At 61.5% G+C, this 1,755-nt stretch carries 3 protein-coding genes; 2 read left to right on the forward strand and 1 reads right to left on the reverse strand.

Annotation, left to right across the window (positions count from 1 at the left end):
* Positions 1 to 257: biotin/lipoyl-containing protein (locus G3436_RS25545; RefSeq protein ID WP_163950963.1), on the forward strand; the 257-nt coding region annotated here is incomplete at its 5' end.
* A 61-nt stretch (positions 258 to 318) separates the two neighbouring features.
* Here G3436_RS25545 and G3436_RS25550 read toward each other — a convergent pair.
* On the reverse strand, positions 319 to 936 hold the full coding sequence (locus tag G3436_RS25550) for a LexA family protein (RefSeq protein WP_163950966.1): 618 nt from the start codon (positions 934 to 936) through the stop codon (positions 319 to 321).
* A gap of 132 nt (positions 937 to 1,068) precedes the next feature.
* Between G3436_RS25550 and G3436_RS25555 the strand changes: the two genes are divergently transcribed.
* Complete coding sequence (locus tag G3436_RS25555) at positions 1,069 to 1,407, forward strand: DUF6124 family protein (protein ID WP_163950969.1); 339 nt, start codon at positions 1,069 to 1,071, stop codon at positions 1,405 to 1,407.
* The last annotated feature ends 348 nt before the right edge of the window (positions 1,408 to 1,755 follow it).

Raw genomic sequence — 1,755 nt, forward strand, 5'->3', positions numbered from 1 at the left:
TCGCCGAGGCGGATGCCAGCCACAGCCATCAGGGCGGCCTGAGCGCCCCCATGAACGGCAGCATCGTGCGGGTGCTGGTGACGCCAGGCCAGGCGGTGGAGGCCGGGGCGCAACTGGTGGTGCTGGAGGCGATGAAGATGGAGCACAGCATTCGCGCGCCGCAGGCGGGCACAGTCAAGGCGGTGTACTGCCAGGAAGGCGAGATGGTCAGTGAAGGGGCAGCGCTGGTGGAGCTGGAGGCGTCAGCGCAGAACTGAGGTGCGCCCGTGGCCGGCCAGGCCGGCTCCTGCGTGTAGGAGCGGCCTGCGGCCACACTGTTCAGATCAACCGAATGGAAGCCTGCACCACCACACCGAGCACCTCGATGCCCTCCTCCCACGGCGTTTTTGGCCAGGTCGGGTTGAGCGGCAGCAGGTACTGCTGGCCACCCTCCTCGACCCATTGGCGAAACACCGCCGTCGGGTTGCCGGGCACGCGTGCGATCACCAGCGCACCGACCTCGGCCACGCGCCCGCTGTCCACCAGCACCAGCATGCCGGCCGGCACACTCAGGCCAATGGGCGAATTCATCGCGTCACCTTCAACCGCCAGCCAGTAGCTCGGACCTTCGGCCAGATGGTCACTGAGCAGCGTCGGTGCGCCCTCGGCGGGCTCGGCCAGATGCTCCCAGTCCGACAGCGGGTAGCGGAATGCACCCAGCGCCTGGGTGGCATAGCCACCCGCAGGCTCGGCAATACCCGCATCGGGGATCACACCCAGGCGACCCATGCCCAGCACACGCAGGATCTCGTCGATCTGCGGCAGTGGCGGGTTGTTCCTTCCGCGTATCCAATGCCCCACGCCACCTTGGGTCACCCCCAGGCGCTCGGCCAGTTTTTCCTGCGTGAGGCCCAGCTCGCGCATTCTGGCTCGCGCCAGCTCATTCCACTTTTTCATCGCTGGCACGATACGGACTGACGACAACGACTCAATACATACATTGTAGTATTTAAAGCATAGAAACCAATACTGCATGTATTTAGGATTGGCGGGTAATCTTTTCCTACTGACTACAAGGAAGGCAGCCCCATGACCACACCTCCTTTCAGCGAGCTGGACAGCGAAGCCGCACGGCGTGCGCTGGACTATTACCTCAACCCCACCCCCGCCGTCGCCAATGCTTCGGACGACTCGCTGGTGATCGCGCGCCAGGACCTGTCTGCGCAAGCCGCCGCCGAGCACGCCGCCGACCTGCTGCGATGCGCGGCCGCCACCGCCGACGAGAGCGCCGGCAACCTCAAGGGCAGCCAGCGTGACCTCGCGCTTTCGGTCATGCACATGATCAACATGGCCCGGGCACTGCTCAATCGCAGCCTGGCCGAGTACAACAAGCTCAATGAAGCCGCCCAGGCGAAGGCACCAGGCTGAGTCAGCTAAGGGGAATACCCGGCGTTGCAAAAAAAGCGGGCACAGGGTGAGGGAATTTTTTGCCGGATGACAGAAAATTCATTTGACTTGAAAATGAGAACGATTATTATTGCAAACAACTGGTCGCGAGACTGGTTGGATAACCTGAAAGCCCTTAGGTCGGACTCTCAGATTATCTCCTCATCAGGCTAATCACGGTTTTTGACCCGGCTTTTTGCCGGGTCTCTTTTTTTGGCTCTTGATGCTAATGAAGGCGGGTGTTGCTTGAATGACCGCCGATGATAGCAAATGAGTGTCTCAGAACTGTAACCCCGAGCCGCGTCTTTGCCGATTCAGCACTTGAGAATC

This window comes from Pseudomonas brassicae (assembly GCF_010671725.1).
Classification (GTDB): domain Bacteria; phylum Pseudomonadota; class Gammaproteobacteria; order Pseudomonadales; family Pseudomonadaceae; genus Aquipseudomonas; species Aquipseudomonas brassicae.

What these genes read in the sequence shown, in the direction of transcription:
- G3436_RS25550 (WP_163950966.1), bottom strand. Translation starts at nt 936, where the DNA reads ATGAAAAAGTGGAATGAGCTGGCGCGAGCCAGAATGCGCGAGCTGGGC.
- G3436_RS25555 (WP_163950969.1), top strand. Translation starts at nt 1,069, where the DNA reads ATGACCACACCTCCTTTCAGCGAGCTGGACAGCGAAGCCGCACGGCGT.